The organism is Thermostichus sp. OS-CIW-26, assembly GCF_054058395.1.
In genome coordinates this window covers 31,121-57,525 of the sequence record NZ_JBSSAG010000003.1, presented here as the reverse complement: position 1 = coordinate 57,525, position 26,405 = coordinate 31,121, and the positions used below count along the sequence as shown (strand labels likewise).

The 26,405-nt window shown below is 58.0% G+C and carries 22 protein-coding genes and 1 pseudogene; 10 read left to right on the top strand and 13 right to left on the bottom strand.

Annotated elements, in window-relative coordinates:
* Nucleotides 1-128: 128 nt before the first annotated feature.
* Nucleotides 129-884: an ankyrin repeat domain-containing protein gene (locus ACVW0C_RS02180; protein WP_457384192.1), complete on the top strand. Its 756-nt coding sequence runs from the start codon at nt 129-131 to the stop codon at nt 882-884.
* Between the two features lie 1,169 nt (nt 885-2,053).
* On the opposite strand, the gene ACVW0C_RS02175 is transcribed toward ACVW0C_RS02180, so the two are convergent.
* From ACVW0C_RS02175 to pyrR, 3 genes are all read right to left on the bottom strand, one after another.
* Entirely contained in the window at nt 2,054-2,626 is a 573-nt protein-coding gene (locus tag ACVW0C_RS02175; protein WP_457384191.1) for a metal-binding protein, read from the bottom strand.
* A 79-nt stretch (nt 2,627-2,705) separates the two neighbouring features.
* Entirely contained in the window at nt 2,706-3,677 is a 972-nt protein-coding gene (locus ACVW0C_RS02170) for a putative 2-dehydropantoate 2-reductase (protein WP_457384271.1), read from the bottom strand.
* A 65-nt stretch (nt 3,678-3,742) separates the two neighbouring features.
* Nucleotides 3,743-4,291, bottom strand: coding sequence for a bifunctional pyr operon transcriptional regulator/uracil phosphoribosyltransferase PyrR (pyrR, locus tag ACVW0C_RS02165; protein ID WP_457384190.1), 549 nt, complete (start codon nt 4,289-4,291; stop codon nt 3,743-3,745).
* Between the two features lie 156 nt (nt 4,292-4,447).
* Here pyrR and ACVW0C_RS02160 point away from each other — a divergent pair, with 156 nt between their 5' ends.
* The gene (locus ACVW0C_RS02160) at nt 4,448-5,773 is read left to right on the top strand and encodes an RNA-guided endonuclease InsQ/TnpB family protein (protein ID WP_457384189.1); all 1,326 of its coding nucleotides are present in this window, start codon (nt 4,448-4,450) and stop codon (nt 5,771-5,773) included.
* Nucleotides 5,774-5,872: 99 nt separating this feature from the next.
* Nucleotides 5,873-6,403 (top strand): pentapeptide repeat-containing protein, encoded by a 531-nt coding sequence (locus ACVW0C_RS02155; RefSeq protein WP_414356737.1) that lies wholly within the window; start codon nt 5,873-5,875, stop codon nt 6,401-6,403.
* Nucleotides 6,404-6,487: 84 nt separating this feature from the next.
* On the opposite strand, the gene ACVW0C_RS02150 is transcribed toward ACVW0C_RS02155, so the two are convergent.
* On the bottom strand, nt 6,488-7,201 hold the full coding sequence (locus ACVW0C_RS02150; RefSeq protein ID WP_457384188.1) for a biliverdin-producing heme oxygenase: 714 nt from the start codon (nt 7,199-7,201) through the stop codon (nt 6,488-6,490).
* Nucleotides 7,202-7,794: 593 nt separating this feature from the next.
* Here ACVW0C_RS02150 and rpoB point away from each other — a divergent pair.
* The 3 genes from rpoB (at nt 7,795) to ACVW0C_RS02135 (ending at nt 17,181) form a co-directional block, all read left to right on the top strand.
* The gene (gene rpoB, locus ACVW0C_RS02145; RefSeq protein WP_457384187.1) at nt 7,795-11,214 is read left to right on the top strand and encodes a DNA-directed RNA polymerase subunit beta; all 3,420 of its coding nucleotides are present in this window, start codon (nt 7,795-7,797) and stop codon (nt 11,212-11,214) included.
* 115 nt (nt 11,215-11,329) lie between these two features.
* On the top strand, nt 11,330-13,213 hold the full coding sequence (locus tag ACVW0C_RS02140) for a DNA-directed RNA polymerase subunit gamma (RefSeq protein ID WP_414406799.1): 1,884 nt from the start codon (nt 11,330-11,332) through the stop codon (nt 13,211-13,213).
* 53 nt (nt 13,214-13,266) lie between these two features.
* Nucleotides 13,267-17,181: a DNA-directed RNA polymerase subunit beta' gene (locus ACVW0C_RS02135; RefSeq protein WP_457384186.1), complete on the top strand. Its 3,915-nt coding sequence runs from the start codon at nt 13,267-13,269 to the stop codon at nt 17,179-17,181.
* Nucleotides 17,182-17,221: 40 nt separating this feature from the next.
* Here the strand turns inward: ACVW0C_RS02135 and ACVW0C_RS02130 are convergent, their stop codons facing one another.
* Nucleotides 17,222-18,433, bottom strand: a complete 1,212-nt coding sequence (locus tag ACVW0C_RS02130) for an RNA-guided endonuclease InsQ/TnpB family protein (protein WP_457384185.1) — start codon at nt 18,431-18,433, stop codon at nt 17,222-17,224.
* A gap of 83 nt (nt 18,434-18,516) precedes the next feature.
* Here ACVW0C_RS02130 and ACVW0C_RS02125 point away from each other — a divergent pair, with 83 nt between their 5' ends.
* Entirely contained in the window at nt 18,517-18,717 is a 201-nt protein-coding gene (locus ACVW0C_RS02125; RefSeq protein ID WP_457384184.1) for a hypothetical protein, read from the top strand.
* On the opposite strand, the gene tenA is transcribed toward ACVW0C_RS02125, so the two are convergent.
* The 4 genes and pseudogenes from tenA to ACVW0C_RS02105 all read right to left on the bottom strand — a co-directional run bounded on the left by tenA (nt 18,714) and on the right by ACVW0C_RS02105 (nt 21,713).
* Nucleotides 18,714-19,373, bottom strand: coding sequence for a thiaminase II (gene tenA, locus ACVW0C_RS02120; protein WP_414416477.1), 660 nt, complete (start codon nt 19,371-19,373; stop codon nt 18,714-18,716). The genes ACVW0C_RS02125 and tenA overlap by 4 nt on opposite strands.
* A gap of 321 nt (nt 19,374-19,694) precedes the next feature.
* Entirely contained in the window at nt 19,695-20,720 is a 1,026-nt protein-coding gene (locus ACVW0C_RS02115; protein WP_457384183.1) for a long-chain acyl-[acyl-carrier-protein] reductase, read from the bottom strand.
* A 44-nt stretch (nt 20,721-20,764) separates the two neighbouring features.
* Nucleotides 20,765-20,896, bottom strand: a pseudogene (locus ACVW0C_RS02110) (RNA-guided endonuclease TnpB family protein); the annotation flags it as partial.
* A gap of 85 nt (nt 20,897-20,981) precedes the next feature.
* Complete coding sequence (locus ACVW0C_RS02105) at nt 20,982-21,713, bottom strand: aldehyde oxygenase (deformylating) (RefSeq protein ID WP_041436745.1); 732 nt, start codon at nt 21,711-21,713, stop codon at nt 20,982-20,984.
* Nucleotides 21,714-21,907: 194 nt separating this feature from the next.
* On the opposite strand from ACVW0C_RS02105, the gene ACVW0C_RS02100 reads away from it, so the two are divergent.
* Nucleotides 21,908-22,216: a hypothetical protein gene (locus tag ACVW0C_RS02100; protein ID WP_414330858.1), complete on the top strand. Its 309-nt coding sequence runs from the start codon at nt 21,908-21,910 to the stop codon at nt 22,214-22,216.
* 14 nt (nt 22,217-22,230) lie between these two features.
* Here ACVW0C_RS02100 and ACVW0C_RS02095 read toward each other — a convergent pair whose 3' ends face one another.
* Nucleotides 22,231-22,725, bottom strand: coding sequence for a pentapeptide repeat-containing protein (locus ACVW0C_RS02095; protein WP_041436747.1), 495 nt, complete (start codon nt 22,723-22,725; stop codon nt 22,231-22,233).
* Nucleotides 22,726-22,825: 100 nt separating this feature from the next.
* Between ACVW0C_RS02095 and ACVW0C_RS02090 the strand changes: the two genes are divergently transcribed.
* Nucleotides 22,826-23,134, top strand: coding sequence for a gas vesicle protein GvpV (locus ACVW0C_RS02090; RefSeq protein WP_414330861.1), 309 nt, complete (start codon nt 22,826-22,828; stop codon nt 23,132-23,134).
* A 243-nt stretch (nt 23,135-23,377) separates the two neighbouring features.
* The gene (locus ACVW0C_RS02085; protein ID WP_457384182.1) at nt 23,378-24,595 is read left to right on the top strand and encodes an RNA-guided endonuclease InsQ/TnpB family protein; all 1,218 of its coding nucleotides are present in this window, start codon (nt 23,378-23,380) and stop codon (nt 24,593-24,595) included.
* A gap of 1 nt (nt 24,596) precedes the next feature.
* On the opposite strand, the gene purU is transcribed toward ACVW0C_RS02085, so the two are convergent.
* The 3 genes from purU to ACVW0C_RS02070 form a co-directional block, all read right to left on the bottom strand.
* Nucleotides 24,597-25,427 carry a formyltetrahydrofolate deformylase gene (purU, locus tag ACVW0C_RS02080; RefSeq protein ID WP_457384270.1) on the bottom strand — a complete coding sequence of 277 codons (831 nt, stop codon included), beginning with the start codon at nt 25,425-25,427 and terminating at the stop codon, nt 24,597-24,599.
* 293 nt (nt 25,428-25,720) lie between these two features.
* The gene (locus tag ACVW0C_RS02075) at nt 25,721-25,981 is read right to left on the bottom strand and encodes a hypothetical protein (RefSeq protein ID WP_457384181.1); all 261 of its coding nucleotides are present in this window, start codon (nt 25,979-25,981) and stop codon (nt 25,721-25,723) included.
* 3 nt (nt 25,982-25,984) lie between these two features.
* Entirely contained in the window at nt 25,985-26,299 is a 315-nt protein-coding gene (locus ACVW0C_RS02070) for a TatA/E family twin arginine-targeting protein translocase (protein ID WP_457384180.1), read from the bottom strand.
* Nucleotides 26,300-26,405: the final 106 nt, after the last annotated feature.

The following is a 26,405-nucleotide window of genomic DNA, read 5'->3' as shown; positions in this document are numbered from 1 at the left end:
TTCCCTCAGCAGCAGGGATCCAGTGTTAGACTTTGCCCAAGTTGTTTGGAGCCTCCATTCCGGCCTATCGAGGATCCCTTCCTGTTGCCCAACTTCATTGCAACTTGGCTTTTTTATTTCTATCTGTTATGAGTGAAGCGCTTCATCAAGCTCTTGCCAATCGAGATCTAAAACAATTATTGGCCCATTTGCAGCGGGGGGAAGATGTAAATGCTGTCGATGCTCAGGGAATGACCTTGCTTCACAAAGCGACACTCCTTGGCCATCTGGGACTGCTGGACTTGCTCTTAGTATATGGCGCCTCCCCCAATGCCTTAGATCCCACAGGTGCTACCCCTCTCCATTTGGCTGCCGCCAGGGGTCAGGTCAAGCTGGTGGAGCGTCTCTTGAGGGCAGGCAGTGATATCAATCTCCCAGATAACCATGGCTATACCCCTCTCCATCGGGCTGCTTTAACCGATCAGGTAGAAGTAATCGGTCTGCTCATCCAAAAGGGAGCCAACACCGGTCGTGTTCTCCACTGGGCCACAGCCACCGGTCGAAAAAGCATTCTGGCCCGCCTACTATCCAAGGGAGCGCCGGTGGATGCCACTGACGAAACAGGCCGAACCCCTCTGCATGAAGCCGCCACCCGAGGGGATTTGGGCATCGCTCGCTTTCTGCTCTTGTACGGGGCCAATGTGAATGCGCGCAACCGATTCGGGGCGACACCGATGCACTGGGCTGCTTGGGAAGGACACATCGAAATCCTGGAGCTTTTGCTGGAAAATGGAGCCGAACTAAACCCTCGCAATGAAGATGGGCATACCCCCTTAGCCTATGCACAAAAACGCCAACACAGGCTGGCTGTCCAATGGTTACAAGATCGAGGAGCAACTCTTTAGCTTAGTATCAAGTTTGGCATAGAGAGTAAAACAAAAGTTAATGAAAATGCTGCTATTTCAAGTCATAGGGTATTTGGTCTTCCTCCCTTCTCATGAGATGGGGTTTGAGAGTGAGGGTAACCCCTACAGAAAAAAGGAGAGAGGCTGTTAGGCTTTCCTCCCTCCAGTCTCTTCGTCGCGGTTAGCGTTAACGCCAGCTAGATTCTAACTGATTCTTCCACCTGATTCAACTTTTTTCTAGAGTTTCTCTTGAGCCCAACATAAATTTTTGAACGACAAAACAAGACATAGGACAGACAGTTTGTCCCAAAAGGTTGGTCTTTTTCCTTAGCTTCTGACAAGTTTGCAAAGGAAACTAGAGCAGCAATCTTTGTATTCGGTCTTGTCTTCCGGTTCCCGAAGCCAGATTGCCCCCTTCCAAAGCCATAACCCTCAGCCGCTGTTGCTCCTTTACACTGCCACCTCCACAGATTGACATGAGCAAGCAAAAAATCTCTCTATCAACTGATTCTGACTCTCATTAGCACAGAACCTTGCTTAGCCTTGGAGAGGAGAAAAAGGGATCCCTGCTGACGCAGATGGCCAGCTCTGCCAGCACAGGATCCCTGCCGCATCCAAGACAAGAGAGGAAGACTGATGGATATGACTCCACCACTCAACTGAGTAACAGCATAGCTTTATTGAGATTAAATTGCAATACCTAGCCAACGTAAGAGGAAATGTTCTTGACAAAACTGCTTCAAGTAGTCGTTTCAAGTTAGGGTGAGACGCTTGGGCTACTGAGGAGAGCCTTCTGATTCCCTGTATTCAAGGCTTTAGGTATGGGTGCAGTGTCCCAGTTTGAATCGAAATGGCCACAAGCAGAGTACCTGGGCTAAAGGGTAATTGGCCAAGATTTGCAGTTTCAGCCCTCTTGAGAGGATAGGTCGCGGAGTTGTGGGCACAGCACAGGTTCAAGGGGGGGTGAGGGGCTGATAGCAGTCGTGGTTCTTATTACCCTCTATTTCAACTGCTCGCGTAGCGGGCCGGAGGCCTTAGCAGGAAGCAACCGGTCGTTTGTTTCACCTTGACGGTGAGATAAATGACTACGCGTTGCGGAACAGTAGGTAACCTCACTGCCATTCAAATGCCGTGGCGGGCGAAAAATCAAACCTTGGCCCAATGGATCCCTAGCCACGATAGCTGAGTCGCCTGGCAGGAGATCGAACCTGACGGCGTTTTCTGCGCCAGCGTTTCCAGCGGGAGACCATCCAGTCGCTTAGGCTGTGGTTCACCGATCCCAGTTCCAACCCCATCCCAATCCAAAAGAGCATCTCGGCGTGAACTTGCAGCAATTGCCAGAGATCGCTGCCCCACACCCAGGGTTGCCACATCCACCAGCCCAACCGGGATCCCAGCCAAGCCCCCAGCAGGCCAGCTCCTCCTGCCCATAGGCTCAAGTACAGTACCCGCACGGCGGTGCCCACAATCGGCCCATGAGACCAAAAGGAGCGATGCCGCATCCACTTGCGGTAGGGCAGCCAAATCCAGCGCAAGAACAGCCAGCGTTGATACTGTCGGGAACAGGTGTCCAGATCTCCAGAAAACATCAGGCCGCTGAACAGATAGGCGGATCCCACAGCCAGAGCAACTGTGGTGCTGTTCCCCAACAAGCCGGCGGCTAAGGTGATGCTGGGGGCCGTCCAGAGGGTAATGCGATCGTGGGTGGATCCCAGCGGCATAAAGCCAGAGCAACAGTACACGACTGCGGCTCAGTCTACCCGCAAGCAAAGGAGAAAGCCTGCTCCAGCCCTGGGATCGCTCCGCCGGATCTTGAAAAACTTAAGCCTGCTGCTCCCCAGGGATCCCTCGATTCAGGCGATCCAACACCTGCAACTGTCGGTAGAGCATTTCAACCCGTGGCAGATGGATCCCAGCTTGTCGAGCGTACTGCAGGGGGTTGCCGAAGATCACCTGCAGTTCTAGAGGACGTTTGCGCTCATAGTCGATTTTCATGCTGGTGCGGTAGGGGGCCATTTTCTCGGTATTGGTGAGCATTTCTTGGATCAGGGAGTCGGGAAGCAGGCGATCACAAGCTGCAGCTCCCTGTATCACCTCCTGCATCAGCGTTTCCGCCAAAGCACGGGCCTCAGGGTCTCGAATCATTTGCTGAGTATCGGCATTGAACACCACCGAGAGGCCGTTGAAGGGAATATTCCAGACCAACTTCTGCCAGCGGGCCAACATCAAATCTGGAGAGAGCGAAGTCGGGATCCCTGCCCGTTGAAAATCGGCTTGAACTTGTTGAAGGCGGGGCGTAATCCCTTGGGGGGCATAGCCAGGGCCGTATTCTGCCAGCAGCACCGAACCGTAATCCAGATGGTGAATGTGGCCGGGGCCAACCTTATTGGAGCTGACGAAACAGAGGCCCCCCATCACCCGTTCTGGGCCAACGCAATCGGCAATCTCGGGCTCCACCCCCAGCCCATTTTGCAACAAGATCACCACGCCATTCTCGGCCAACACAGGCGGGATCAAGTGCGGCAGAAGCGCATTTTGGGTGGCTTTCAAAGCCACGATCACCCCTTCGCAAGCGGGCATGTCCTCCACGGCTGCGTAGGCATTCACCTGGGGCAAATGAAAATCCCCCCAGCAGGACTGCACCCAGAGGCCGCTTTGGCGAACATGGTCATAGTCGCTGTGCAGCAGAAAATGCACCGAAAAGCCCGCCTGTTGCAATTTCGCCCCATAAAATCCTCCCAAAGCGCCCGTGCCCAAAACAGCGTAGCGGCGGGTTTCCGGCAACCAAGACATGGCAGTGAGTTTCGGCAGGTCATCCCTAAAATACCGCACCCCAAATACCGCACCCCAGCGCTGGCTCAGGGTTTAATCTTTGCTGTTTTGTCTATCAACAGCACCCGCTCTTCTGCATCGGTTTCCCGCAGATGGACTCTCACCATTTGCTCCGGTTCTGTGGAAAGCTGACAACCGCAGTAATCGGGCTGGATGGGGAACTGCCGGTGACCCCGGTCGATCAACACCGCCAATCGCACCCGTTCCGGTCGCCCAAAGTGGTTTAGAGCCTCCAAAGCCGCCCGGACGGTGCGACCGCGAAAGATCACATCATCTACCAGCACCACCTCTTGGCCGGTTAGGTCACGCGGCATTTCGCTGCGATCGGGGGTGCGCAACCCGCCAGCGCTCAAATCGTCGCGGAAAAAAGTGATGTCCAGCTCCCCCACTTGGGGCGGGATCCCCAGCAGAGTGGCAATCCGATCCCGCAGGCGGTAGGCCAGGGGAACTCCCCGGGTGCGAATGCCGATCAACGTCAACTTTTGGGGGTGGGGGTGATCCCTGCCGATCGCCTCTGCCAGACCCTCGATCAGCCCGGCCAACTGCTCCGCATCGAAGACCTCGATCTCGGACATGGATCCCTGTCGCCCCCTCGCCAATCGCGGATCTGGTCTGTAGAAGACTTTAACAAAACGCGCGGAATTCCCCACCCTCTGTAGGGTGGGGATGGATAGCACCACTGGATTTGTGGAGCACTCAGAACTGGGACAGGTGGGGGTAGGATAACGCATATGGCAACCAGAAGGCAGACCTTTCGACTGTATCCCAGCAAAGCTCAGGAAAAGGCTTTGCTCGAGGCTCGTCGTCTGCACTGCTACCTCTACAACGCCTGTGTCAGCCACCGGGAAACCGAGTACAAGCTCCACCTCCGAACGGTGACCTACCTGGAACAGCAGAACCTACTCCCCAAATTCAAGCAGGTGTGGGTGGAGTTTGCCCAACTGAACTCCCAAGCCCTGCAAGCTACCGTCAAGCGGGTGGATTATGCTTACCAACGGTTCTTTCGAGGACTGAGTAGGAAGCCGAGGTTCAAGTCCATTCGCCGGTATTCGGGCTGGACGTATCCTGCTCGGTCGGGGTGGAAGGTCAACAGCACGGGGAAGCATGGCACGGTCACACTCAATGACTTGGGCATTACCCTGAAAATGCGCGGTCAAGCCAAGCATTGGGGCGTGCCAACAACGCTGACCCTTGTCTACAAGCCGTCCCGGCGGCAGTGGTTCGCTTCGTTTACGGTTGCGGTTGCCATACCAGAGCCTAAGTTTGGGTCGCAGTCGGATTTGCGATATGAGTCCATCGTTGCCTATGACTTGGGTACAGAGACCGCCCTGACGTTGTTTGACGGGGCGGAGTTTCGGGAGATTACTAATCCCCGCTTTACCCAGCGGAGTGAGGAGAAGATACGCGAGCTTGCCAAGTTGAAGCGGAGAAAGCGCGCTCCGAAGAAGGGTGTCAAGGCTTCCAGAAGGTGGAAGAAAATCCACCGGCGGGAAGCGCAACTCAAAGCCAAAGTTGCCCGTCAGCGCAAAGACTGGCAACACAAAGTTACGTCAGAGATAGCTTGTCGTTATGACGTCGGCGTAACGGAGAAGCTGCATGTCAAAGGGATGACCCGCAAGGGTGGGAAGCGCAAGGCAGGGCTAAACAAGTCTATTCTGTCGGTGGGGTTTGGTACCCTCAACCGAATGATTACCTACAAAATCGAGCAGAAAGGGGGTTTAGTTCTCATGCTTCCCACTCAGACCCTCAAACCGAGCCAACGCTGTCCCCAATGTGGGGCAGTCCACAAGGAGTGGGCGGACTTGAGCAACCGCTATCATGTCTGCTCGGCTTGTGGGTTTGAAATCCCGAGGGATCGGGGCTCGGTGATGGTGATGTACAACGTTGCCACTAATCGGCAACCGGGGTTGGGAACCGGCCTCGTGAGTCTTGGATGCTTCAGCTCTACTTCAAAGTCCTGCGGGGCTATGAAGCACCTGGGGCAGAGGAAGAGACAGAAACTTCACCGTCAAGCGAATGGGGCATCAGAAACCCCATCCGCCTATGCGGTGGGGTAGTTCATGATAGCCCAATCTGCCGGCGGGATCTCCATCCGGTAAGATAAAACCAGAAGCAATTCCCAAGCCATGGAGGTTTCCTTGAGGGAGGGATCCACGATGTCTGTTGCTTGGCTGGCTTCGGTTCTGGCGAGGCGGTCTTGGCTGAGCCGTTTCCTGCGGGGGATGGTGCTTTGCGGGCTGATACTCTGCCTGGGGGTTACTCCGCTGGGATCCCCGGCCCAGGCAGAGGACTACACCAAACGAGATCTGCAGGGGGTGAGCTTTGCAGGGCAAGACCTGAGCGGCTGGAAGTTTCTCAAGGCCAACCTGCGCCAAAGCGATCTCAGCCACGTGAAGGCGGCAGGGGCGAACCTATTCGGGGCCAATCTCAGCAAAGCCAACTTGCGCGGGGCCGACCTGCGGGGGGCCACTTTGGACATGGCCAACTTACAGGGTGCGGATCTGCGAGAAGCGCAACTGCAGGACAGCATGATGTGGCTGGCCCGAGTCGAAGGGATCCAAATTGATGGGGCCGATTTCACCAATGCGTTGATACGGCAAGACGCCCTCTCCATCCTTTGCGAACGGGCCACCGGCGTTAACCCTGTAACCGGTCGGGCCACCCGCGACACTCTTGAATGTGACTGATCCTCACCCCCGGCTCTTCTCCCAGAGGGAGAGGGGAGATAGGCAGCAGAACCCATCGCCTCACTGCCCTCTGGAATCCGGATTTTAGGAGCTGGGAGCGGCTGCCTCAGAACGGGCGGGCTTGCGTTGAAACTGGCTGAGCAGCGAATTCCAGGCCAAGCGGGCCATCGACAACAGCCAATTCCCCTCCAACTCCCTAAACAAGTCCATGTTCAGCTTGAAGGCATAATTGGCCTCTGCCACAATGCGGTCGATGGTGGCTTGATCCAGCCCCAATGCATCCATCTGGGCACGGTAGCGCTGCTTGAACTTGCCCTCGTGAGGGATCTGCTCGAAATCGTAGAAGGCCGTTCCTTCCCCCTGCGGCAAGCCCATGGCCCGGCGGGCAATGTTTTTGAGGATTTGACCGCCCGACAGGTCGCCGATGTAGCGGGTGTAGGCGTGGGCGATCAGGAGAAGTGGATCTTTTTCCACCACTTCTCGGATGCGGTTGACATAGACCTGGCAGGCAGGGGAGGGCTTGACCACAGCGCGCCAATTGGGGCCGATAAAATAATTCAAGTCCTTCTCCAGGCTGGTCTTGCGCCACAGCTCCGGGTAGTAGAACCGGCCCACCAGCGGGTGCTCTCGCAGTTGGGCAAAGCCCTCTTCCAGAGCACTGTAGACAAAGTAGAAATTGCCCACGTAGCGGCTGTAGGCCCGTTTATCCACCACTCCCTTCAGGAAACACTTGATAAACACCATGTTCTCGGCCATGGTGTGGGACTGCTTGGTGCCCTCTCGCAACTGGGCCGACAAGCTGTGGTCCCGGTTATACAGATCACTTTTTTTATTCTGATTGTTCTGACTTTGACTCACAAAACCCTCCTCGCCAACAAACTGTGCTTCATTAGATCACCCGCAGATCACCCGCAAGCCATCCCGAGGTTCCCCCAGCCTGAGAAGCTTTGTAAACCCATTCCCGATCCTTTCTCATGATTGATGGCTCCGCGTCTTGCCCCCTAGCCTGCATCAACAGCGTGCATCTCAAAAGCGACAAAGACCGGCGCTGCGTCCACCCTGGCGACCGGCTGAGCCTGTCAGAACCACCCCTCCGATCCCCAAGGTTGACCGGAAATCCGAGCTGGAGCAGCGGATGATCCGCAAAAACGGTTAAAGATTAGAATAATCTGCTTGAGTGTGAATGGATGTGAACAATCCTTAAGGCATGGCGGAAACCGCCCCTGCCCCGGCAGCCAAAAGGGGATCCCCAGCGGTTTTGCCGAGATTTTCCAGGTGCGCCCTCAAGGGATCCGGACAGCCCCTCGACCTTTGTAACGTTCGTTGACGATCGTTGGCGGGGTTTCTATAATGGAAGGCCTGACTGCAGCGCGACCCCTCCCGAGCAACGCATGACACAATTAGCAGTGCCATCCCCTGTCGCTCCTACCTTTCCTGACCTGGTGGAGATTCAGCGGGAGAGTTTCTTGTGGTTTTTGCGAGAAGGGTTTGAAGAGGAGCTTCTCAGCTTTTCCCCCATCATCGATTACACTGGTAAGCTAGAGCTGCACTTCCTGCCTGAATATCGCCCTGGGGATCCCTCCAAAGGGTACAAGATCAACCGCCCCCGCTACGACCCTGAGGAGGCCAAGCGGCGGGATGCCACCTACCAAGCGCAGATCCGGGTGCCCACTCGCCTGATCAACAAAGAGACCGGCGAGATCAAAGACATGGACGTCTTCATCGGCGAACTGCCCTTGATGACGGATCGGGGCACCTTCATCATCAACGGCGCCGAGCGGGTGATCGTCAACCAAATTGTGCGCAGCCCCGGCGTCTATTACAAATCGGAGCTGGACAAAAACGGGCGTCGCACCTACAGCGCCAGCCTCATCCCCAACCGCGGTGCCTGGCTGAAGTTCGAGACCGACAAAAACGGCCTGGTGTGGGTGCGCATCGACAAAACCCGCAAGCTCTCGGCGGCAGTTCTGCTGAAAGCCTTGGGCCTGAGCGACTCCGAGATTTACGACAACCTGCGCCACCCCGAATTCTTCCAGAAAACCATGGAGAAAGAGGGGCCCTACACCGAAGAAGAAGCCCTAATGGAGCTGTACCGCAAGTTGCGGCCCGGGGAACCCCCCACCGTATCGGGTGGCCAGCAGTTGCTGGAATCCCGCTTCTTCGACCCCAAACGCTACGATTTGGGCCGGGTAGGGCGCTACAAGCTGAACAAAAAGTTAAATTTGAACGTAGCCGAAAGTGTGCGGGTGCTTACCGTCACCGACATTTTGGCCGTCATCGACTACCTGATCAATTTGGAGTACGACATCGGCCATGTGGACGACATCGACCACCTGGGCAACCGCCGCGTGCGCTCCGTGGGCGAGCTGCTGCAAAACCAGGTGCGGGTGGGCCTAAATCGCCTGGAGCGGATCATCCGAGAACGGATGACAGTCTCCGAGTCGGAAAACCTCACCCCGGCCTCTTTGGTCAACCCCAAACCCTTGGTGGCGGCCATTAAGGAGTTCTTCGGCTCCAGCCAGCTCTCCCAGTTCATGGATCAGACCAATCCCCTGGCGGAGCTGACCCACAAGCGCCGGTTATCTGCCCTGGGCCCCGGCGGCCTAAGTCGGGAACGGGCCGGCTTTGCGGTGCGGGATATCCACCCCAGCCACTACGGCCGCATCTGCCCCATCGAAACTCCAGAAGGCCCCAACGCCGGGTTGATTGGATCCCTGGCCACCCACGCCCGCGTCAACCAGTACGGCTTTATCGAAAGCCCCTATTACCGGGTCGAGAACGGCGTGGTGCGCAAAGATCTGGGCATGGTCTACCTCACTGCCGATGAAGAGGACGAGTACCGCGTAGCCCCGGGGGATGTGCCGGTGGATGCCGAAGGCCGCATCACTGCCGACTTGGTGCCGGTGCGCTACCGCCAAGAGTTCACCACCGCCCACCCCACAGAAGTGCACTACGTCCAAGTGGCGCCGGTGCAGGTCATCTCGGTGGCCACCTCCTTGATCCCCTTCCTGGAGCACGATGACGCCAACCGTGCCTTGATGGGAGCAAACATGCAGCGGCAGGCGGTGCCCCTGCTCAAGCCGGATCGGCCCTATGTGGGCACTGGCCTGGAAGCCCAGGCGGCACGCGACTCCGGCATGGTGGTGGTGTCGCGCACCAATGGCGTGGTGACCTACGTTTCCGCCGACGAAATCGTGGTTCGGCCAGATGACGGCGGGGATCCAATTGTCTATCGCCTGCAGAAATACCAGCGCTCCAACCAAGACACCTGCCTCAACCAGCGTCCCCTTGTCTATACGGGGGATCGGGTGGTGGCTGGCCAGGTGCTGGCGGATGGCCCGGCGACCGAAGGGGGCGAGTTGGCTTTGGGCCAAAACGTGTTGGTGGCCTACATGCCCTGGGAGGGCTACAACTACGAAGATGCCATCTTGATCAGCGAGCGGCTGGTCTACGACGATGTCTTCACCTCGGTACACATCGAGAAGCATGAGATCGAGGCCCGGCAAACCAAACTGGGCCCGGAAGAGATCACCCGCGAGATCCCCAACGTGGGGGAAGATGCCCTGCGCGACCTGGATGAGAACGGCATTGTGCGCATTGGGGCTTGGGTGGAGGCCGGCGACATTTTGGTGGGCAAAGTCACCCCCAAAGGGGAGTCGGATCAGCCCCCAGAAGAGCGGCTATTGCGGGCCATTTTCGGGGAAAAGGCTCGGGATGTGCGGGACAACTCGCTGCGGGTGCCCAACGGCGAGCGCGGTCGGGTGGTGGATGTACGCATCTTTACCCGCGAACAGGGGGATGAGCTGCCTCCCGGCGCCAACATGGTGGTGCGGGTCTACATTGCCCTCAAGCGCAAAATCCAGGTGGGGGACAAGATCGCGGGCCGTCACGGCAACAAAGGCATCATCTCCCGCATCTTGCCGATTGAGGACATGCCCTACCTAGCGGACGGCACACCGGTGGATGTGGTGCTCAACCCCTTGGGGGTGCCTTCCCGGATGAACGTGGGCCAAGTGTACGAGTGCCTGCTGGGCTGGGCAGCAGAACATCTGGGAGTGCGCTTCAAGCTGATGCCCTTCGACGAGATGCACGGTTTAGAAGCCTCCCGTCTGACGGTGGAGGCCAAGCTGAGGGAAGCCCGAGAGAAGACCGGCAAGGACTGGATCTTCAACCCGGAAGGCAAGTACTGCGGCAAAATCCAGGTGTTTGACGGTCGCACCGGGGAGCCCTTCGACCAGCCCGTTACGGTGGGCCGCGCCTACATGTTGAAGCTGGTGCATCTGGTGGACGACAAGATCCATGCCCGCTCCACCGGCCCCTATTCTTTGGTGACCCAGCAGCCGCTGGGGGGCAAGGCGCAGCAGGGCGGCCAGCGCTTTGGGGAGATGGAGGTGTGGGCTTTGGAGGCGTTTGGGGCAGCCTACATCCTGCAGGAGTTGCTCACCGTCAAGTCCGACGACATGGTGGGGCGCAACGAGGCTCTCAACGCCATTGTCAAGGGCAAGCCGATCCCTCGACCCGGCACGCCGGAGTCCTTCAAGGTGCTGGTGCGGGAGCTGCAGTCCCTCTGCCTGGATGTGTCGGTACACAAGGTGGAGGTGGACAGCGAAGGGCAAACCCACGATGTGGAAGTGGATCTGATGGCCGATACCTCCAACCGTCATACTCCCTCTCGACCCACCTATGAATCGGTTACGGCTGAGGATCTCTCGCCATCACCCGCCTTTACCAGAGTGCTCCGCACCGCTGACGCGAATGCCAGCCGCAGCCTTGAGGAAGATGAGGACGAGGAGGAGGAAGAGGACTTTTGAGGGTTGAGAGCGCTCCCCACCCCTGACGCGAACGTGACGGGGATCCCCTTCAACCCACGAAGGAGGGTGGGGCTTCCCTCTCCTTTGGGTTCAGCAAGCCAGGAGGAAAACGGCGATGGCCAAAACAGAGCAACGCTTTGACTATGTCAAAATCGGCTTGGCTTCTCCAGAACGGATCATGGAATGGGGCCAGCGCACCCTGCCGAATGGTCAAGTGGTGGGGGAAGTCACCAAGCCTGAGACCATCAATTACCGCACCCTCAAGCCGGAGATGGATGGTCTTTTCTGTGAGCGCATCTTTGGGCCGGCCAAAGACTGGGAATGCCACTGCGGCAAGTACAAGCGGGTACGGCATCGGGGGATCGTCTGCGAGCGCTGTGGGGTGGAGGTGACCGAGTCGCGGGTGCGCCGCCACCGCATGGGCTACATCAAGTTGGCTGCCCCCGTCACCCACGTTTGGTATTTGAAAGGGATCCCCAGCCACATTGCCACGCTGTTGGACATGCCGCTGCGGGATGTGGAGCAAGTGGTGTACTTCAACGCCTACGTAGTGGTGGATCCGGGCAATGCCCAGAATCTCTCTTACAAGCAACTGTTGACGGAGGATCAATTCCTCGAGATCGAAGATCAGATGTACGAGGAGGGATCCGAACTGCAACTGCCGGAGAACTGGGCGATGATCGGGGCGGAGGCCATCGAGCGCCTGCTCAAGGATATCGACCTGGAAAAAGAGGCGGAGCAACTGCGGGAGGAGATCACCACTGCTCGCGGCCAAAAGCGGGCACGCCTGATCAAGCGGCTGCGGGTGATCGACAACTTCATTGCCACCGGATCCCGTCCGGAGTGGATGGTGTTGCGGGTGCTGCCGGTGATCCCGCCGGATTTGCGTCCCATGGTGCAGTTGGATGGGGGCCGCTTTGCCACCAGCGACCTCAACGATCTCTACCGTCGTGTGATCAACCGCAACAACCGCCTGGCCCGGCTGCAGGAGATCATGGCGCCGGAGATTATTGTGCGCAACGAAAAGCGCATGCTCCAGGAGGCGGTGGACGCGCTGATCGACAACGGTCGGCGGGGGCGCGTGGTGGCGGGGGCCAACAACCGTCCCCTCAAGTCCCTCTCCGACATCATCGAGGGCAAACAGGGGCGCTTCCGGCAAAACCTGTTGGGCAAACGGGTGGACTACTCCGGGCGTTCGGTGATCGTGGTGGGGCCCAACCTGCGCATGCACCAGTGTGGCCTGCCCAAAGAGATGGCCATCGAGCTGTTCCAGCCCTTTGTCATCCACAAATTGATCAAGCGGGGCATTGTCAACAACATCAAGGCTGCCAAAAAGATGATCCAGAGCAATGACCCACAGATTTGGGATGTGCTGGAAGAGGTGATCGACGGCCACCCCGTCTTGCTCAACCGTGCCCCCACCCTGCACCGCCTGGGGATCCAAGCTTTTGAGCCAATCCTGGTGGAGGGAAGGGCGATTCAACTTCACCCCTTGGTCTGCCCTGCTTTCAACGCCGACTTCGACGGCGACCAGATGGCTGTGCATGTGCCCCTTTCTCTGGAAGCTCAGGCGGAAGCTCGCCTGCTGATGCTGGCCACCAACAACATCCTCTCCCCGGCCACCGGCGCTCCCATCATCACCCCCAGCCAAGATATGGTGTTGGGGTGCTACTACCTGACGGCGGACAACCCCCACGCGCCAGATATTGGCGATCGCTTCTTCGCCAGCTTGGAAGATGCTCTCATCGCCTACGACCGCGGCGCCATCGGCCTGCACAGCAAGGTCTGGGTGCGCTACCACGGCCCGATGGAGTTGGGCAAGGGCGAAAAAGAGTCCGAGCCGCAAATTATCGAAGAAGCGGGCGGCATCCGCCTCAAGATCACCAACTACCGCCGTATCCGCGAAGATCAAAACGGCAACGTGATCAGCCAGTACATTCGCACCACGCCGGGCCGGATCATTTTTAACAAGACCGTGCAGGATATTTTGTCTGCGTAGTTACCCTCTGCCGTAGGACGGCTCTTCTCTCCCCTTCTCTCTAGCGAGGCATCATGAGCGAAAAAGGACGATTTTCCGCTGGCCTGTCGCGGCAGGCTGCCGACGGCAACAAAGCCGACGCCCCTTTGCCCCCTGTGCCCTTTCGCAACTATCAAATTGGCAAAAAAGAGCTGCGCAACCTAATTGCTTGGTCTTTTGCCCGCTACGGCACAGCCCGCACCGCTCAGATGGCGGATGCTCTGAAGACCCTGGGCTTCAAATACGCCACCCAGGCAGCCGTCTCCATCAGCGTCGAAGATCTGCGCGTTCCCCCCAGCAAGCGGCAGTTGTTGGCACAAGCGGAAGCCGAGATCGAGGCGGCCACCGAGCGCTATACCCGTGGAGAAATCACAGAGGTGGAGCGCTACCAAAAGGTGATCGACACCTGGAACCAGATCAACGACCAGATCAAAGAGGAGATGCTCAACAACTTCCGGCAGAACGATCCCCTCAACTCCGTTTACATGATGGCCAACTCGGGGGCAAGGGGGAACGTCTCCCAGGTGCGCCAGTTGGTGGGCATGCGCGGCCTGATGGCCAACCCCCAGGGGGAGATCATCGATTTGCCCATCAAAACCAATTTCCGCGAGGGCCTGACCGTTACCGAGTACATCATCTCTTCCTATGGGGCCCGCAAGGGCTTGGTGGATACGGCCCTGCGCACCGCTGACTCTGGCTACCTCACCCGCCGCTTGGTGGACGTGTCTCAGGATGTGATCGTGCGGGAATCTGACTGCGGCACTGAGCAGGGCATCCTTCTGGAATACCTGATGGACGGGGACAAGGTGGTGGTGTCTCTGGAGGAGCGCTTGGTGGGCCGAGTGTTGGCGCGCGACGTGGTGCATCCACAAACCCAGGAGATCCTCGCCCGCCGCAACCAAGAAGTGGATCACGACTTGGCTAGAACCATTGCAGAGGCTGGCATCCGCCAGGTGATGGTGCGTTCTCCCCTCACCTGTGAAGCCAACCGCTCCGTGTGCCGGATGTGTTATGGCTGGAGCTTGGCCCACTCCCGCCTGGTGGATCTGGGGGAAGCGGTCGGGATCATCGCCGCCCAATCGATTGGGGAGCCGGGCACCCAGTTGACCATGCGCACCTTCCACACGGGAGGCGTGTTTACAGGGGAGGTGGCCCGCCAAATTCGCGCCCCCTTTGCGGGTGTGGTGCGGTTCCCGAAAAATCTGCGCACCCGCCCCTTCCGTACCCGCCACGGCGACGATGCTCTACAAGTGGAGGTAAACAACCAAATCATCTTGGAAGGCCCAGACGGTCAACGGGAGTCCTTCGACATGACTCAGGGATCCACCCTGCTGGTGCGGGACGGAGCCCAGGTGCAGCGGGATCAGTTGATTGCAGAGGTGTCCCTGGCCAAGGCCAGCCGTAAGAGCACCGAGAAAGCCCAGAAAGAGGTGGTGGCCGACCTGGCTGGAGAAATTCGCTTTGCCGATCTGCCCATCGAGGAGAAGACTGACCGCCAGGGTAACACCACCTACACTGCCCAGCGGCAGGGATTGATCTGGGTGATGTCTGGACAGGTGTACAACCTGCCTCCGGGGGCCGAGCCGGTGGTGAAAAACGGGGATCGGGTAGAAGCGGGGGATGTGATCGCCGAAACCTCGCTGGTGACGGAGCATGGCGGCATTGTGCGGCTACCGGAGCGCAGCGACACCAGAAGTGGGCGCGAGGTGGAGATCATCAACGCTTCGGTGGTGTTGCGGGAAGCACGGGTACGGGTGGAATCCCACCAGGGGCGGGAACAATTTTTGCTGGACACTTCCAGTGGGCAGACCTTTGTTCTCAAGGCTACTCCGGGCACCAAAGTAGGCAACGATGAGGTGGTGGCGGAGCTGATCGACAACCACTTCCGCAGTCAGACGGGAGGCTTGGTGAAGTTCGCCGGCATTGAGGTGGCACGGCGCGGCAAGGCCAAGCAAGGTTACGAAGTCATCCAGGGCGGCACCCTGCTGTGGATCCCAGAAGAGACCCACGAGGTGAACAAGGACATCTCCCTGCTGAACGTGGACGATGGCCAGTATGTGGAAGCAGGCACTGAGGTGGTGAAAGACATCTTTTGCCAGAATGCCGGTGTTGTCGAAGTCATCCAGAAGAACGACATTCTGCGGGAGATTGTCATCAAGCCGGGATCCCTGCATCTGGTGGACAACCCCGCCGACTTGGAAGTGAAAAGTGGCACCCTGATCCAGCCCGGGCAACCGGTGCTCAGCAGCATCGTTCCCGACCGACTGGTCTACCTGGAACACGTGGAAACTCCCGAAGGCCCAGGCTTGCTGCTGCGTCCGGTGCAGGAGTACGAGATCCCCGACCGGCCCTTGGTGCCCACTCAAGAGTCCACCAGCGAGTCCGGTCGCTCCATTCGTCTGCGGGCGGTGCAGCGGGTTCCCTTCAAAGATGGGGAGCGGGTGAAGTCAGTAGGCCCTGTAGAACTCCTACGCACCCAACTGGTGCTGGAAATCGATACCGACGCCCCACAACTGAAGGCCGATATCGAGCTGATCCAAGATGAGAAGGATCCAGATATTCGCCGCCTGCAACTGGTGATTCTGGAAACCCTGTTGCTGCGCCGCGACGTGGAAGCGGATCTGACGCAGGGGAGTACCCACACGCGGCTGTTGGTGAAGGAAGGAGACTCCATCGCCAGCGGAGATGTTATCGCCCGCACCGAAATCCAAGCCAAAAAGGCCGGGATCGTCCAAGGAATCCGCGAGGGAGCGGAGGTGGTACGGCGGGTGCTGGTGATTACCGACGACGATCTGGTGCAGGTGCCCCTGACGGGCCCAGCCAATGTGGAAGTGGGGGCGCTGGTGCGGGCTGGGGACGAGCTTGCTCCCGGGATCCCTTCTCCACAGTCAGGACAGGTGATGCAGATAACGGACGGCCAAGTCCTGTTGCGGATGGCGCGGCCCTACTTGGTTTCTGCGGGTGCCATCCTGCAGGTACGAGATGGCGATCTGGTGCAGCGGGGGGATTCCCTGGCCCTCCTGGTGTTTGAGCGGGCCAAGACAGGGGACATCATCCAGGGTCTGCCGCGGATTGAGGAGCTGCTGGAGGCCCGCAAGCCCAAGGAAATGTGTGTTCTGGCCAAGCGGCCCGGCACCGTTCAACTGAGCTGGCGGGGAGAAGAGCCAGATCTCAAGGTCATCGAAGCCGATGGCACGGTTAGAGACTATCCTGTGCTGCCGGGGCAGAGCTTGATTGTGGTAGATGGACAGCCGGTGGGGGTGGGGGATCCCCTAACCGATGGCCCTGCCAACCCCCACGACCTCTTGGAGATCTACTACGAGTACCATCGCCAAACCTTGGGAGATGACCAAGCCGCACGGTTGGCTCTGCGGGAGGTGCAGCGCTTCTTTGTCAACGAAGTGCAGAACGTCTACCGCTCCCAGGGGGTGGAGATCTCCGACAAACACATTGAGATCGTGGTGCGCCAGATGACCTCCAAGGTGCGGGTGGATGATGGTGGCGACACCATCCTGCTGCCGGGGGAGCTGGTGGAGTTGCGGGAAATCCAGCAGATCAATGCCACCATGGCCATTACTGGAGGAGCGCCGGCCAAATACACGCCCGTCCTGCTGGGGATCACCAAGGCCAGCTTGAATACCGACAGCTTCATCTCAGCGGCCAGCTTCCAGGAAACCACCCGCGTGCTGACTGAGGCGGCCATCGAGGGCAAATCCGACTGGCTGCGCGGCTTGAAGGAAAACGTAATCATCGGGCGCTTGATCCCGGCAGGCACGGGCTTCACCACCTACGAGGAGATTGCCGCCGAGCCGGAGCCTGACGAAGAGGAGGAAGAGCCTGCGGTGTTGCCGGAGCTGCCGCCTCGTTTGATCTTGGAAGATGATCAATTGATCGACGATTCCACCCCTGCCTTCGACGAGCTAGAGGAGGATGACGACGAGGAGGAGTGAGGCGCTGGGTCTCCAGGATTGGGCCACTTTGCAAAGTAAACTACCCGACTCCGACCGCTAAAGCGGTACGGAGCGGGCTTTCAGTAGCCCTGAGCCTGCTCTGCTCTACCAGAGAACAAAACAGGCCCGAACCTCTAGGCTGGTTTACGACAGCCCCCAAAAGCGCAATCACATTCGCACCATTCAAATCCGCATCCCCTTCCCATCCACAGTGCCCACACTTGAACGACTTGCCACTGCGGTAGGACTTGCCCTGCTCAGGGTGGATGTGTAAGCACCGGTGACAGGTCTGCGACGTGTAAGCAGGCGGCACAAGAATCAGAGAAACCCCTGCAACCCTCGCCTTGTATTCCAGAAACTGACGTAGTTGGTAGAACGCCCAACTGTTGGCCCTGCGCCGCTCGGCTTTGCTGCGGGGTTGTTGATTGACTCTTTCCCGGATCCCTGTCAAGTCTTCCAGAGCAATAGCGCTGTTTGTCGCCTTTGCCCTAGAGACAATAGCTTTGGAGATGCGATGATTGACCCACACTTGAAAGCGTCTCTCCTTGCCAGACAGCCGTTGCAACAGTTGACGGCATCTGCGCCGCGAACTGCGGGTGCCCTTACTGGCTTTGCGTTGAAGTACCGCCCTCAACCGCGAGTGATGGTCTCGGACTTTGTTCAACTGCTGTCCATTCCAGTTATCTCCTTCCGATGTATGAGCAATATCCGTCCTTCCCAAATCCACGCCCAGCACTCTATCCGTGCCTTGCGGTGGGCACGGTTCCGTTTCCACACAGATTTGAATGGAGTAGAAACCGTCTTTGCGCTTGACCAGAGTGGCAGATTTGGGATTGGAGCCTGCCAGCCGTTCTCTCTGGTAACGGCCAATCGCCAGCTCAAAGCGCTCTCGACCCTCCACCGTGGTCAGCGACACCGTCCAGTCTTTCTCGCGGAACGAAAAGATACGAGCGTCGTAGGTAGCGAAGCCACCCTTGAACGCTTTGACGGGGCGGTTTTTCTGTCGGGCAACTTTACGGGCGCCGGCCAGCCGCCTGCAGACCTGCTGAGCCAAGTTACTGGATAAGCCGAACCGGGCACGGATTTCGCGGTAGCATAGAGACTGGAGCTTAACGGCGTTGGCGACTTTCTCCGGCGTGTTCTGGTTGACCCAGTTCAAGGCTTGGCCAAAAGCCTCCAAAGTCGCGTCCAATTTGGCGGCCTGCGACTGGGACACCTTGAGCTTGCAGGATACGGTCAGAACTTGGGTCATGGTTCTATCATAACTTCCGCATTCCTCCCGACACTGACCCTACGGGTACAGTGCGGGGCTCCTGCGATTTCTAGCTGACGCTCTTGCCACCTCTCAGGCCCCGTCCCCGCTTTGGCCACAACTGCGTTATTCCCCTGGCAGAGGGTCGCTATTTGCTGGCGTCTTACCATCCCAGCCGGCGCAACACGGCCACACGGCTGCTGACGGAGCCGATGTTGGATGCCGTTTTCGCGCAAGCCCAGCAGTTGCTGTCTGGTAAGCCAGCCCGACCGGCTGAGGATTAGGCGGGTTGCCAAGATTCGAGGCGATAGGCACTGTCCCAAAACAGCCATTCCAACCGGGAGGCAGTGACAAAAGCTGCCCTCATCTTTTCCCGCAGCGGTTCTGTAGCCTGCTGAGCGACGGAGTCGGTGATGTCCAAAGCCTGCTGCACCACTTGGGCAAATTCTTCCCCGGCGTAGGTGTCGATCCACTGTTGGTAGGGATTGTCAGGCTGCGCGGTGCGATAGATGGTGGATCCCACCTCTCGGTAGATCCAAAAGCAGGGCAGCACAGCGGCAATGGCCACCTCATAGGGATCCACAGCCGCCGCAGCCAACAAAAAACGGGTATAGGCGAAGCAGGCAGGGGCATAGGCTGTTTCGGGTTGAATGTCGTAGAGGCGAAAATAGCTTTCGTGCAGGCTGCGTTCGGCCACAATGGCTCCCAGGGCAAAGTTCAAGAAACTCACCACCTGCTCAGCCCCTTCGGAACGAGCTCCAATCAAGGCCAGGGCGCGGGCAAAGTCGGTGAGATAAAGAGCATCCTGCTGCAAGTAAAACTGGAACCGCTGCCGCGATAGGCTGCCCGCTGCCAACTCTCGGTTGAAGGGGTGATCGAGGATTTGCTTGTAGATGGGCTGAATGGCTTGCCAAAGGTGGGCTGTAAAGGACTGGGGCATGGCGACCGTCTCTCGGCGTTTGGTCTTCAGCTAGAAATTGCAGGAGCCCCGCACTGTACCTATAAAGTCAGTGTTGGGAGGAATGCTATAATAATACTGCGGGCACCAGAAACGGTTTTTTTTAAGGCACTGGTAACAGTCGATTGGGGGTGCAGTAAACCACCCCAGAGGCTCGTGGTTGGCTTGCTAACTGCAGGGCTACTAAAAGCCCGCTCCGTACCGCCTAGCGGTTGGTGTCAGGTAGTTTACTCGATTGGTGATTGACCTGACCAGGGCCAGCACCTCTGCTGGGGCTGAGGCTTTCTTCATTTTGAATCTCAATTAGGCTTCGGGCATGAGGGGGCGGAACCCATGCTTGCGGGAAAGCTGCCCGATCAGATCCAATTTCTCAAGGGTGATCAAATTACGGCCCCAACTGAAATTGGTGTACAGCCCCTCAAACTCCAGCAGCATGGATTCAGCAAAGCAGGCAAAAAGCTGACGGGCCGGGTTGGCCACATTCAAAAACTGCATGATGTTCCATTCAATATCCAAAGAGTGCTCCACCATCCCCCCGTCAATGACGTAGAGTCCCTTTCGCTGCAAGCTGGAGGCGATGTTCTTCGGGTAGCCACCGTCGATGATGACACAGGGATCCGGCAAAACTTGGGGATCGAGGGCCATGCCTTGGCTCATGCTGGCCACCCAAACGATAAAGTCAGCGCGGGGCAGGGCCTCTTCCAGCGAAGAGATCTCCCCCTGCTTGAGGTTGGCCTGCAATTCCTCTAGGCGCCGCCGCTCTCGAGCTATGAGCAACAACTTGCCCAAGTGAGTGTGGGCCACCAACCATTGACAAATGGCGCTGCCGATATCTCCGGTCGCCCCCACCACCGCAACCGTAGCGGCTGCCAAGTCCATGGCGTAGCGCTGGGCCGCCAACTGCAGTTGCTGACAGATGATGTAGGCCGTGTGGGTATTGCCGGTGGTAAAGCGTTGGATCTCCAAGTCAATGTTGCGGACTCGCCGGAGACTGTCGAGGCGAAAAGTCTCAAAAATGATGCTGCTAAATCCCCCCAAAGCCGTAATGTTCAAGCCGCGCCGCTGGGCTAGGGCCATGGCATTCAACACTTTCCGACAGGCGGCCTTTACCCGTCCCCCCGCCAACATCTCCGGCAAGAAACAGGATTCGACGTACTGCCCATAAATCTTTTGGCCGGTGATGCTGGTTACCGTGATCTCGTCCACCACCTGAGGGGGAGCCATGCACCAGAACTCCAGGTCGCTCTCCGCATATTCGGAATAACCCAGCTTGTCTGCCACCTGCTTCGCATGGGCCAGGCTGGTCAAGTGCCCGATCAGGCCGAACATAAAGGTTTACCCGCTTGGATAAGTAAACTACCCGACTCCGACCGCTAAGCGGTACAGGGCGGGCTTTCAGTAGCCCTGAGCCTGCTCTGCCCTACCAGAGAACAAAACAAGCCCGGACCTCTAGGCTGGTTTACAGCAGCCCCCAAGAGCGCAATTACGCTTGCACCATTAAGGTCCATTGTACTTCATCAAAGCGCATTCCTCCCAACACTGAACCTACGGGTACAGTGCGGGGCTCCTGCGACTTCTAGCTGAGGTGGGTCATGCTGCCCGCAAACCCTGGGCAGAGAGGCGCATCACCTCGCGGGTGCTGAAGCCGATGTTGGCCAGCGCCTCTCCATAGGCAATCATAAAATCCTCGACGATGGCCTCGCGATCCATATAGATGGCTTCTACATCCTGGTCCACCTGCTGCAGCATCTGCCAGACCAAGGGCAGGTTCTGGGCGTTGGCCGCTTCGATCTGCCCTTTGACCTCGCCAAAATGCTCCCCTAGCCAGCGCTCTCCAAAATTGAGGTGCAGATATTCATCCTTGACCACCCCCTCGGTGATCTTGCGGGCAAACTCATCGGCGACGGGGATGTAAATGTTGTAGGCGGCAATGGCAAAGCATTCGATGATCAGCGACTGAATGACCAAGCAGGTAACTAGGTCTCCGGCTGCTGCCGCTTTTTGGAAATTGTTGCGCAAAGGGGCGAAGAAAGTGCGGGCAAACTCCCTATCCGGCTCTACCTGCAGGTTTTTGCCGCAGGATTGAAAGCCTTTCATGTGCCGCAATTCCATCTTGGCCAGCTTGTGCAGCTCCTCTGCCCCTTCCGGCAACATCTCGGCCAGCTTGAGGTAGTTGTCGTGGGCTTCTTGTTCCCCTTCGATCACAATGCCGTTGATGCGAGAGTAGGCCTGCCGGTAAACCGCGCTGCCATAGTCCAAGGTGGTGCCACCCTCATCGGCTAAAGGCTGGGGGGTATTGGGCAGGACGTTCACTGGGGCCATACTCATGCATCTCCTCTCGGTGTTGTTTGGGTGTTGTTGATTGTCTATGCTGACTCGACAATCGCCTCGATTGCAGTTGAATCGCTCTCTTAATCAGAATAGCTGTAGCTGCCGCAGAATTGGCGGGATTCCTTTTGCGGAATGATAGGGGTCTGCTAGGGTGAGGGTTCGAGTGCCGTTGTGGAGCCTGCTGTATGTCTGCTCTTGGGGATGGCCTGAACCAACTGCGCCAGTTGCTGGTGGAGCTGGAGGAACGATCCCTCGATCAGCCGATTGGCAGTGCCGAGGAGGTGTTGCAGGCCATTGAGCTAGCCACGGCTTTTGAGCTGTTTGAGGCGGAGAGCAGCGGTTTGCTGCTGCAGATTGTGGCCAATCTCTGGGATCGGGTACGGCAGCAGGATTTGTCTCCAGGGGAGATTCAGACGGTATCGGAGAAGTTGCGGGCGGTGGGCTATACCGATGCCGAAATTCAGGAGATCCTGGACTTGGAGCCGGAGGACTAGCCCCATTTCCCCCTCTAGGCTTGAACCATGCCCAGCTCCACCGGTGTAACACCCGCTTCCATCTGAGTGGTGGCGTCGTAGCAAGCCCCTCGCAGGTTGGCCAGCTTGAGTTTGCACTGGGCCAGAAGGGCTCCTCTCAAGTTGGCCCCGGTGAGATTGGCCCCTGCCAGGTCCGCTTGGCTGAGATCGGCTTCGCTCAAGTCCGCTTCGGCCAGGTTGGCCCCACGCAAGTTGGCTCCTTGCAATCGGGATCCCTGCAGCTTGGCTTTCTCTAGGTTGGCCAGCCGCAGGTTGGATCCCTGCAGATCCGCTTGGCTGAGGTCGGCGCCGCTCAGGTAGGCCCGCTCCAGGTTGGCAGAGGCCAGCTTTGCCTGGCGGAGAATGGATCCCCCCAAGTCGATCCCGGCCAAGTCGGCCCCGGCCAGATCAGCTCCGGCCAGTTGGCTGTTGCTGAAGTCCCGCTCACCGCTGCCGTAGCGTTGCAACAGGTCTGCTCCAGTTTCCACCATCGCTGTTTTCCACACCGGACGAATGGATCCTACCTAGGAATAGAAGGGCCGCCAAGAGCACGCTAGGATAGGCGCAAGCCGTTTTCCGGGATCCCCCCTTATGAGCTTGCCCCGTGTGCCCCGAACTCGACCTCGCCCCAAGCTGCGCTCGATCCCTCGCCGCCAAACCGAATCCGCCCTCTATGCCGAAATGCAGCAGCTCACTGTCGAAAAGCAGCGGCTCAACCAAGAGCTAGAGTTTATTCGAGAGCGGCAAGGGCAAATCCACGCGCGACTTCAGGAAATCGAGCAGGCCATGCAACACCTTCAGCAGGAGGCAAAAGCCTTTCGGGATCCCGCTCCCCCCTCTGAACCGGCCCAGCTCAGATCTCGCCCTTCCCGCTTCCCGCCCATGACCTTCGAGTATTGAGGGATCCTATAAATCTCAAAGAAGACCCAAGATTCAAAGCAGACCTAAGCAACAAGTCAGGGGATTCTGTAGCCAACTTAACTATTTGCTGCTTATCTCAACCCGACTCCAGAATCTGGGCCAGCGAACAGCTGTTCTCAAGCTGGCTGCACAGTTACCTGAACTTCAGCTAGAAATCGCAGGAGCCCCGCACTGTACCCGTAGGGTCAGTGTCGGGAGGAATGCGGAAGTTATGATAGAACCATGACTCAAGTCCTGACCGTCTCCTGCAAGCTCAAGGTGTCCCAGTCGCAAGCCGCAAAGTTGGATGCGACAATGGATGCCTTTGTGCAGGCGTTGAACTGGGTCAACCAAAACACACCAGAAAAAGTAGTCAACGCAGTCAAACTCCAGTCCCTTTGCTATTACCAGATTCGCGCTCGGTTTGGCTTGTCCAGTAACTTGGCAAGGACTACGTCCCGCTTACGCGACCAGCAGGTCTGCAGACGGCTGGCCGGCGCCCGTAAAGTTGCCCAACAGAAAAACCGCCCCGTCAAAGCGTTCAAGGGTGGCTTCGCTACCTACGATGCCCGTATCTTTTCGTTCCGCGAGAAAGACTGGACGGTGTCGCTGACCACGGTGGAGGGTCGAGAGCGCTTTGAGCTGGCGATTGGCCGTTACCAGAGAGAACGGCTGGCAGGCTCCAATCCCAAATCTGCCACTCTGGTCAAGCGTAAAGACGGCTCCTACTCCATTCAAATCTGTGTGGAAGCGGAGCCATCCCCACCGCAACGCACGGGCAGAGTGCTGGGGGTGGACTTGGGGAGGACGGATATTGCCCATACGTCAGACGGGGACAATTGGAATGGACAGCAGTTGAACAGAGTCCGCGACCACTACTCCCGGTTGAGGGCGGCACTCCAACGCAAAGCCAGTAAGGGCACCCGCAGTTCGCGGCGCAGATGCAGAGAACTGTTGCAACGGCTGTCTGGCAAGGAAAGACGCTTTCAAACGTGGGTCAATCATCGCATCTCCAAAGCTATTGTCTCTAGGGCAAAAGCTACCAACAGCGCTATCGCTCTGGAAGACCTGACAGGGATCCGGGAAAGGGTCAATCAACAGCCACGCAGCAAGACAGAGCGTAGGCGGGCAAATAGTTGGGCGTTTTATCAACTCCGTCAATTTTTGGAGTACAAGGCTCTGCGTGCGGGGGTTGCTCTGATTCTTGTTCCGCCTGCCTACACGTCGCAGACCTGCCACCGGTGTTTGCACATTCATCCCGACCCTGCGCAATCCTACCGCAGTGGCAAGTCGTTCAAGTGTGGGCACTGTGGATGGGAAGGGGATGCGGATTTGAATGGTGCGAATGTGATTGCGCTTTTGGGGGCTGCTGTAAACCAGCCTAGAGGTTCGTGGTTGGCTTGCCAACTGCAGGGCTACCGAAAGCCCGCACTGTACTGCGAAGCAGTCAGGGTCGGGTAGTTTACGCAAACACCACCGTTTTGTTGTGGTACACCAGCACCCGATTCTCCAGGTGATACCGCACTGCCCGTGCCAGGACTAGGCGTTCCATGTCGCGGCCTTTGCGGACGAGGTCGGCAACGGTATCGCGGTGACTGACCCGCACCACGTCTTGCTCGATGATCGGCCCTTCGTCCAGATCTTCGGTGGCATAGTGGGCAGTCGCGCCGATGATCTTCACCCCCAGTTGATGGGCGCGGTGGTAGGGGTTGGCTCCGGCAAAGGCGGGCAGGGTGGAATGGTGAATGTTGATGACCGGCGGGGCTTGGCGGAGCAGCCACCCACTCAAGACCTGCATGTACTTGGCCAACACCACCAGGTCAATTCGATATTCCTGCAGGAGAGCGAGCTGACGGGCTTCGGCTGCGGCTTTGCCCTCTGGAGAAACGGGGATGTGGTAGTAATCGATACCGAAGGAGCGGGCCACCGATTCCAGGTCGGGGTGATTGCTGATGATCAAGGGGATCTCGGCGGGCAGTTCTCCCGCCCTTTGCCGCCAGATCAGATCCAAAAGGCAGTGGCTTTGCTTGCTGGCCCACAACGCAATGCGACGGCGAGTGTCGGAAAAATGCAGTTCCCAGTTGGCTTGGATCCCACGGGCAATACCCGAAAAGGCGGGGACAATTTCCCCTCGCTCCAGTTGGAAGCCCTCCAAGTCCCACTCGATGCGGCTCAAGAACAGTCCTGCCTCGGGATCCGTATGGTGATCGGCGTGAATGATGTTGCCGCCGTAGCTGTAGATGAAGCTGGAGAGCTTGGCTACCAGCCCTTTTTGATCAGCTAGAAATTGCAGGAGCCCCGCACTGTACCCGTAGACTCAGTGTCGGGAGGAATGCTATAATCATTCTGCGGACACCAGAAACGGTTGTTCAAGGCACTGGTAACGGTCGATTGGGGCTGCTGTAAGCCAGCCCAGAGGCTCGCGGTTGGCTTGCTAACTGCAGGGCCACTAAAAGCCCGCTCAGTACCGCTTAGACGGTTGGTGTCGGGTAGTTTACGGCAAGATACCAACAGGGTGGCACTGGGCATCGGTAGACAACAGCCTCAACTTTGTGGGGACTGGCTCTCCCCAAGAGCAATCCATTCTCAATCTACCCGGTTGATCTCTTCCAATAGCCAGGGATCCACCGGCTGGCCATCCCAACGCTTTAGGTCGATGCGAATCCACATCGCTGCAGAAGAGCCGGCAGGGGGCAGTTCCTGGCGAAACGAGATCTCATAGTCGGACGGGTTCTGACCATGTTGCCGCAGCCAGGTCTCCACCTTGGCAGGAGCGAAGTAGGACTGCCCTTGCTCGAACAGGCGCGTAATTTCCATGCCGAAGCAAAGGGGGTTAAAGCGGGGCATAGACTAAGCAGCGTCTGCGGTTTGAGCGTCGTCGGCTACGGATGGGGGGGGAGCCATCTCTGAGGTGGGTGTATCGGCTGTGGCGACCGACTCGGCTTTGGGCTCAGCCGCGGCTGCTGTTCGGGAAGCCTTGGGAGGGGCGGCAGCCGTTGTCCCGCGGGTGGCTTTCTCCAGCTCTTGGGCCTCTTTGTTCAGTTGCGCCTCGAACTCTCTGGAAGCATCCTGCAGGCTGCGCAGGGTTTTGGCCAGCGTGCGACCAATCTCCGGCAGTTTGCGGGGCCCAAAAACCAAGAGAGCCACCGCAAAGATGACCAACATTTCCGGCAGTCCAACACCCAAAAAATTCATGAGCCTCGGCAGAGTACGGTTTGGTCGGGATCCCTTCGCCTCCCTAGAGTGACATTTTCTCGCCGCGGACTGCAAG